The 6,995-nt window shown below is 66.8% G+C and carries 4 protein-coding genes; all 4 read left to right on the top strand.

What is annotated here, in order from left to right:
• Window positions 1-208 precede the first annotated feature (208 nt).
• The 4 genes from ACWD0J_RS40750 (at window position 209) to ACWD0J_RS40735 (ending at window position 6,710) form a co-directional block, all read left to right on the top strand.
• On the top strand, window positions 209-1,084 hold the full coding sequence (locus ACWD0J_RS40750) for a hypothetical protein (RefSeq protein ID WP_451500916.1): 876 nt from the start codon (window positions 209-211) through the stop codon (window positions 1,082-1,084).
• A 13-nt stretch (window positions 1,085-1,097) separates the two neighbouring features.
• A complete protein-coding gene (locus ACWD0J_RS40745) occupies window positions 1,098-1,583 on the top strand; it encodes a hypothetical protein (protein WP_451500915.1) in 486 nt (161 codons plus the stop codon).
• Between the two features lie 616 nt (window positions 1,584-2,199).
• The gene (locus ACWD0J_RS40740; RefSeq protein ID WP_451500914.1) at window positions 2,200-5,934 is read left to right on the top strand and encodes an SGNH/GDSL hydrolase family protein; all 3,735 of its coding nucleotides are present in this window, start codon (window positions 2,200-2,202) and stop codon (window positions 5,932-5,934) included.
• 53 nt (window positions 5,935-5,987) lie between these two features.
• Complete coding sequence (locus tag ACWD0J_RS40735; RefSeq protein ID WP_451500913.1) at window positions 5,988-6,710, top strand: hypothetical protein; 723 nt, start codon at window positions 5,988-5,990, stop codon at window positions 6,708-6,710.
• Window positions 6,711-6,995 lie beyond the last annotated feature (285 nt).

The raw sequence follows: 6,995 nt of genomic DNA, 5'->3' as shown, positions 1-6,995 counted from the left end.
TACCTCGCCGGCCTCTATCTCCGCGCCTCCATGATCTGGATCAACGACCTGCTGAAGGCGACTGATTGATCACGACATCACACAGGCCCTAGAGCGACAGAATCGGCAGTCCTGCCTAGGTGTGATCATCTGCGGGGGATCGCTCACGCGCAGTAGCGCACTCGCTTGGCGTCCCCCGCTTGTCTGCTGACAGGAAAGGGGGAACCACATGAAGACTGTAACGAAGGTGGCGGTGCCCGCTTTAGCGGCGCTTGCCGCGAGCGGTACGGTGCTCGCGGTCCTACCCGGTGCGCACGGCAGCGAGTCTGCCGCCCCGTCTCCGCGCACGGTGGTGCAGGACACGGCAGCGACGGCCTCCGTGGGGGATCCGGGTAATCCGGCGACATGGAAGCTGCCCATCGAGGCGTACATGCCTACGAAGGCAGAGCAGCGTCTGGTTTCGTCGGCCCGTGACACAGCGATCAGAGAGTGCATGGTCCAGGCGGGCTTCCCGGACTGGAAGCCGGCACCTGACTTGCCCACCGTGGGCGGGACCACATTGACGGACTGGCGCTATGGCATCCACGATGCCGAGCTGGCCGGGGAGTTCGGCTATCACCCCGATCCGGAGCGACAGTCCGCATACGACGAGGCCCTTGCTGCGGACCAGTCCGGTGAAGCTGACCAAGGTGTTCTCCAGGGCTGTGCTTCGCAGGCCGATGGCGCGGCGCCCGCTCTCCAGCAGTCTGCTCTGGTGGACCAGATCAGCGGTGAGTCCTACAAGCAGTCCCTGGACGCCCCGAAGGTGAAGGCAGCGTTCGCCAACTGGTCGGCCTGTATGAAGTCCAAGGGCCACACCTACGCCAAGCCCATGGATGCCAGCGATGACGTGAGATTCTCCACCGGCCCCGACGACATCAGCCAGGCCGAGAAGGACACCGCCGTCGCGGATGTCGCATGCCGGGACCAGCACCAAGTGGAGAAGGTCTGGTTCGACGCCGAAGCGGCCCTCCAGACAGCCGCGATCGCGGAGCACTTGCACGAACTGAACCGGGAAAAGGCACTCATCAAGTCGGCCGTTGCCAAGGCCGGCCCCGTCACCTGAACGGAGGGAAGAGATGCAGATGCGGAGAATGACCGCGCTGGGTGTCGCCTCAAGCACGGCCATCGTCCTCGCCTTGACCGGCGCCCATGGCGCCCAGGCCGCCAACCCGGCCGGTGACATGCTGAACCTCCAAAGCGTGGAGGCCTGCTACCAGCCCGGAACGACCACGTTCAAGTTCACGCTCTGGTACAACTCGGCGCAGGGCGGGTCCTGGCGGAACGTTCTCTACCCGGTCTACAACTTCGACGAGTTAAGACCTGGTGACGGCCACGCGCATCCGCTGAAGTTCTGCAATGTCGGCGCCAGCAGTCCGTGGCCTGGGTCGCTTCAGCGAGTGAAGAACAATGCCGCCTCGGGGGAGAACTTCCACTACAAGTACACGGCCCGCGTCTACTTCAACAGCGGCTACAAGGGGGCTCAGGACGTCATGGGCCCCTATCAGCACATCGACCGCTTCAAGAACGTCTACAACGAGAACGCCTCGTTCCAGTTTACCTAGAGCTGGCAGCCGGCCTCTTTACCGGACCGCCGCAGACCCTGCTCACCTGTACGGGTCTGCGGTGGCTTCCCGCCTGCGTGCAAACCGTGCCTGCGCGGACCACGTCGACGACCTCTGATGAGGACGGATACCAAAGTCTTCCCGCCCGGACAGATGCCCCTCGTCTGCATCGGCGAGAGCCCGCGGGCGGGTTCTGAGCCGGCGGGTTCCCGGAGTTGCGACGCAGCAGACACAGCTCACGAGCGACTCCTCCGCACGTCCGATCGTCGTGCACTCGCCGCTTGCGTTCCTCAGCTGGCGGTAGGCGGTCGCCCTATGACCCCGCCATCGGTCCGCGGGACGCCGGTTCGCCGCGTAATGCCGTATTCCGTACTTTCGGGAAGGAACGTTCCACTTGAGATTATCCAGAACCGTCCGGACAGCGCTGGCTGGCCTCACCGGCACAGCCGTCCTGACCGGGCTCATACATGCCGCCCCGGCGTTCGCCGACTCGAGCCCTCCCGGCTCAAGGCCTTTGCCGACGCCGTCCGGCAGTCCGTCGTCTGACGCGCCGACGCGTGTGCCGGATCCCGGCAAGAGGCTCGGGAGGGGGTGGAAGGCCTCGGCGGACCGGGCGGTGACCACTGCTGCGGACAGCGGCGGTTTCAAGGTTCTCGTGGCGGACAGCAAGGATGCCTACCAGTGGCGGACCGTTGCCACGCTGGCGGAGCCCGGCATGCCGGCGGACTCGTGGATCGGCAACTCCTGCGTCATGGACCGTGATCACGCTGCGGTCGTGTATGCGCCGCGCACGTTCACGAACAAGCCGGATCTGATGCAGGGCGGGGCGTTCACCGCGGTCGTCAACCTGAAGTCCGGCCGGGTGACGAAACTGCCCTTCACCGGCTCGCTGGCCTACTTCGACCCGTCGTGCAACCCCGAAACCCGGACGGCCGCGTTCACCGCGTTCCGCGACCACAAGAGCCGGCTCATCACCGTCGACACCAGCGGCAAAACGACCACCGATACCACGGTCACCGGTCAGATCACCTCCGCAGTCCCCACGAAGGACGGTCTCGTCGCGGCACGCGACCGTCACCTGGTGCACGTCGACCCGGCGGACAGGAAGCTCCGGAAGCTGGCCGCCGCCGACAGTGTGCCGTTCGATATCCGCCCCACCCGCACGGGAATCGCCTTCCTCGACCGCAGCGGCAGCACGGCCCGTGCCAAGCTGTGGAAGGGCCGGGGCACGCCGTCGACGCTCGCATCGGGGAAGCTCGGCGACCTGGCCCTCGAACAGGGCACCGGGGGCCGGGCATTCCTCACTGGGGACACGACGCATGAGAAGCTCGCGGGTACTGCGGTGGCACGCCTGGACGTTCCGGCGGATACGGATGTATCCAGCCACGGCCGACTGGCCGTCGACCCCGTGCTCATGCCCGGCGTGCGTACGGGCCTGGACCGGATCGCGAACGCGGGCAAGGGTTTCACCAAGGCAGAACCCTCACCCCGGGTGCGCACGTCCCAGGACCCCACGGACGGGGATCCCGCGGCGCCAACCGTCACCAGTGTCGCGACGGCAACCGGTGAGAAGATCACCCAGACGGTCGCCGACACGACCAGCGGCACGGGGAAGGAGTCCTTCTCTCCGGCCCTGCCCGCAGCCGGGAAGAGCGGGCGGACACCCGAGAAGAGCGGGCGGGCGGCACAGGCGGCGGCCGACCCGCACAATCCGGTCGACACCGACCGCTGGTGCTCTATCCCGCGCAACGACATCAAGCAGCTCGCGCTGCAGCCCACTCCGAACCAGGTCGAGTGGGCCGTCAACATGGCGATCCGCGGCGAGCTGCGCTCCAAGTGGATCAAGCAGGGCGGCTGGCGCTCAGGCCTGGGCACCGTCGACCCGCAGGGACTGTTCCCGGCCCCGACACTGAAGGGGAAGGCCGGCGCGCGTATCCCCGCGCAGGTGCTGCTGGGCGTACTCGCCCAGGAGTCGAACCTGTGGCAGGCCGAAGGCGGCGCCATCCCGGGCCAGATGGGCAACCCACAGGCGGCGATCGCCGGGTTCTACGGGCACAAGGGGGAGACCTCCGAGGCCTACTGGAGGATCAACTGGAACCAGTCGGACTGCGGCTACGGAGTCGGCCAGGTCACCGACGGCATGCGCCTCGCCGGCCTTGAGAAGCCCAACGAGACGTCCCTGCCTCCGGCCAAGCAGCAGGCCGTGGCCCTGGACTACGCGGTCAACATCGCCGCGTCGATGTACATCCTCGCGGACAAGTGGAACCAGGTGCACACCGCGGGGCAGACCATCACCGTCAACAACGACGACCCGTCGAAGCCGGAGAACTGGTTCGCCGCGCTGTGGAACTACAACCTCGGCTTCAACGAGAACAAGGGTGACGGCAAGCCGTGGGGCCTGGGCTGGTACAACAACCCCGCCAACCCGTCCTACCCGCCCTCCCGGCACCCGTTCATGTCCGACCCGCGTGACGCCGCGAAGCCCCAGAACTGGCCGTACCAGGAGAAGGTGATGGGCTGGGCGGCCTGGTCCATGGACACCGGCTACTCCTACTCCACCGACGGGCGCCAGGACTGGCCCGGCGAGTCCGGCTTCTCCTCCGCCGGTTTCCGGCCCGCCTGGTGGATCAACCCGGGCCAGCGCGACCGGGTCAAGCCGCCGCTGGACGCGTTCTGCAACGCGACTAACAACTGCAACGCCGCCAACCCACCGGACTGCCCCGACGCCGCGTGCTACGAAAAGTACTGGTGGCGCGGCTCGAACGTGACGTGGAAGGCGAACTGTGACGCCGACTGCGGCAACGAGAGCATCAAATACGTCACGCTGCGCGAGGAACCGGGCCGCGGCACTCGGCTCAAGCACGGCACGCCGGAGTGCGGCGCCGCTCCCGCAGGGGCGCTGATCGTGGAGTCCGTCCCCGACAACGTCGACACCTACAGTTCCTGCGGATCGTCCGGCACCGACGCCGGGAACTTCCAGTTCACGTTCCACCCCAACCCGGCGGCGACCGGACCGGGTCTGGGCCCGTTCGAGGCCAAGGGAGACCTGCACCAGATCGGCGGTGGGCACGGCGGCCACTTCTGGTACACGCACACCCGTGACACCGCGCATCTCGGCGGCCCCGGCGGCCGGATGACCATCGACGGCACCTGGACCCTCGACCGCGGTGTCGAGTGGGCCCGCGTCTTCGCGCACCAACCGGACACCGGGGCGCACACCCAGCAGGCCCACTACGTGATCAAGGGAGTCGCGGGCGGTGACCGTCACCGCTATGTCAACACTCGCTTCAGTAAGAACACCTGGGTCGAACTCGGCGTTTACCGCTTCACCGGCACCCCGCGGGTGGAGCTGACGAACACTACCGACGACGGCACTGCGGACGAGGATGTCGCCTGGGACGCCGTCGCCTTCCAGCCGCTGGCGGGCAAGCCGAAGCACATGGTCGTCGCCATGGGCGACTCCTACACCTCCGGCGAAGGCGCCGGGGCTTACTCACCCGAGTCCGACAGGGGCCACGGGAAGAGCACCTGGAACGCGTGCCGGCGCAGCGACAACTCCTGGCCCCGCAAGATGAAGTTGCCCGGTCAGAGCACCAGCATCGGCGAGCTGTCGAACAACAGGAGCGCCACCGTCGACTTCCTGGACGTCAGTTGCTCCGGCGCGAAAACCTCGCAGCTAACCACGGGAGATCCCGTCCCATGGGGAAAGATGGGCAACTACCGCGAGAAGAGCGAGATCGACTCCGGTGTCCTCAGCCCGGACACCACGCTGGTGATGCTGACCATTGGCGGCAACGACGGGGACAACTTCACCAACGCCGTTACAAACTGCTACGTCATCTTCGTCGTGTGTGACCCGGCCGACTACACGGGCAGGGTTGACCAGGCGGTCGAGGACACCGGGACAGTCATCGGCCAGATCGCGGCCGCCGCGCCGAACGCGCAGATCGTCCTCATGGGCTACCCGCGCCTGGTCAATGACGAGGTGTGCGTGACAGCCGGGAACCAAGCCCTGAATCAGCTAGCCGATTACGTCCGAGACAAGCAGAAAGCCAAGGTGGCGGAGCTGAGCAAGACCGGAACCAGGGTAGCCTTCGCCGATGCGATACCTGCCTTTCAGGGACACGGGATCTGTGACAGCGACGAGTGGATCAACCGTGTCGTCGCCGGCCCGAACGGTGACGGCGACTTCCATGCCGGAGACCCCGCCAACCAGGCCCCGTGCCTGCCCTGGCCTGGCGAGAACGTCTGTGCCAGCCTGGAGTCGTTCCACCCGAAGAATGCCGGCACCGCGGGCTACGCCCGGGTCATGGAACAGCGGCTGGCCGATATCGGATACAAAGGCAGCTAGTGGGACCTGACAGAACCGGCGGTGCGGTGGTCACGAGACGGGCGAACCGTCTCGTGACCACCGGCTGTCTGACCGTCCTGATCGCGCTGATCACCGTTCTCGGCGTCCTCGTCTCCTGGTTGTGGTATCGCCACTGGCACGACGGGAACGTCAACAGTGAGCGCAGGGACAGGGCATTCGCATCTATCCTGAAGCAGGCCCATGCCAGGGCGGGCGACACGCACCGCGCGCTTGAGACGAGCGGTATCACCGACGCAGACGCCCTAACCGGCGTCATCTGGCGGCATACAGAAGCTCCCGTGATCGCCTACGATGCGTCCCGTCGCGAGTTCACCGCCACGGCCGCATCATCTGCTCATTACGATGCTAAGGCCATCCTCCCCGGTGGAGGGTCCGGCCAGGTGACCCGCTGCTTCGTCTTCACTTTCACCCATCGCCCCGGCCAGGCCTGGACGTCGCGGGTTTCCGAGCGGGACGACGGTGTGTGTCGTCCGGGCACCGCGATCGGCGGTCTGGTACGCCTCGCGCAGACGCGCATCTCCAGCATGTATGCCGAGGAATTGACGCGAGCCGGAGTGCAGAAGGCCCTGGATCCCACGGGACGGCTGCGTTCCTACGACGTCAAGAGCGCGGTGCGCAGGGCAGACACGGTGACCGTCTCCATCCTCCTGTCCAGCCCGGACACAACGGTCGGTCAGTGCTACCGCTTCACCCGGCACGTCCCCGGCGGCGACGGCCTGGGCTCCGCCACAGCGGTTCCGGCTTCTTCGTGCTGACCCTGCGGCCCTGACACCTGAACAACGAGGCGGGACCGCGCCCCGGCGAGACCCTGAGCGCGGTCCCGCTCGCCGTACCGGCGAGGCCCCCGGAGGCGCGGCGTAGGACCACGGGTGCCAGTCCGCGGAGCGGCCAGCGGTGAACATCTGCCGAAGACGGGCCGTGTTCGTAAGTGCACGGAATCCTGATGGCACTGTCACGTTGGCTGACCGGTGGGATGATCTTCTGGTTGATCAGGCTGGGAAGGGTCGTCCGTGGGGAGTGCGTCGCTGTCGTACAAGGGG

It is taken from the genome of Streptomyces sp. NPDC003011, from assembly GCF_053591515.1.
This window is presented reverse-complemented; position numbering and strand designations above follow the sequence as displayed.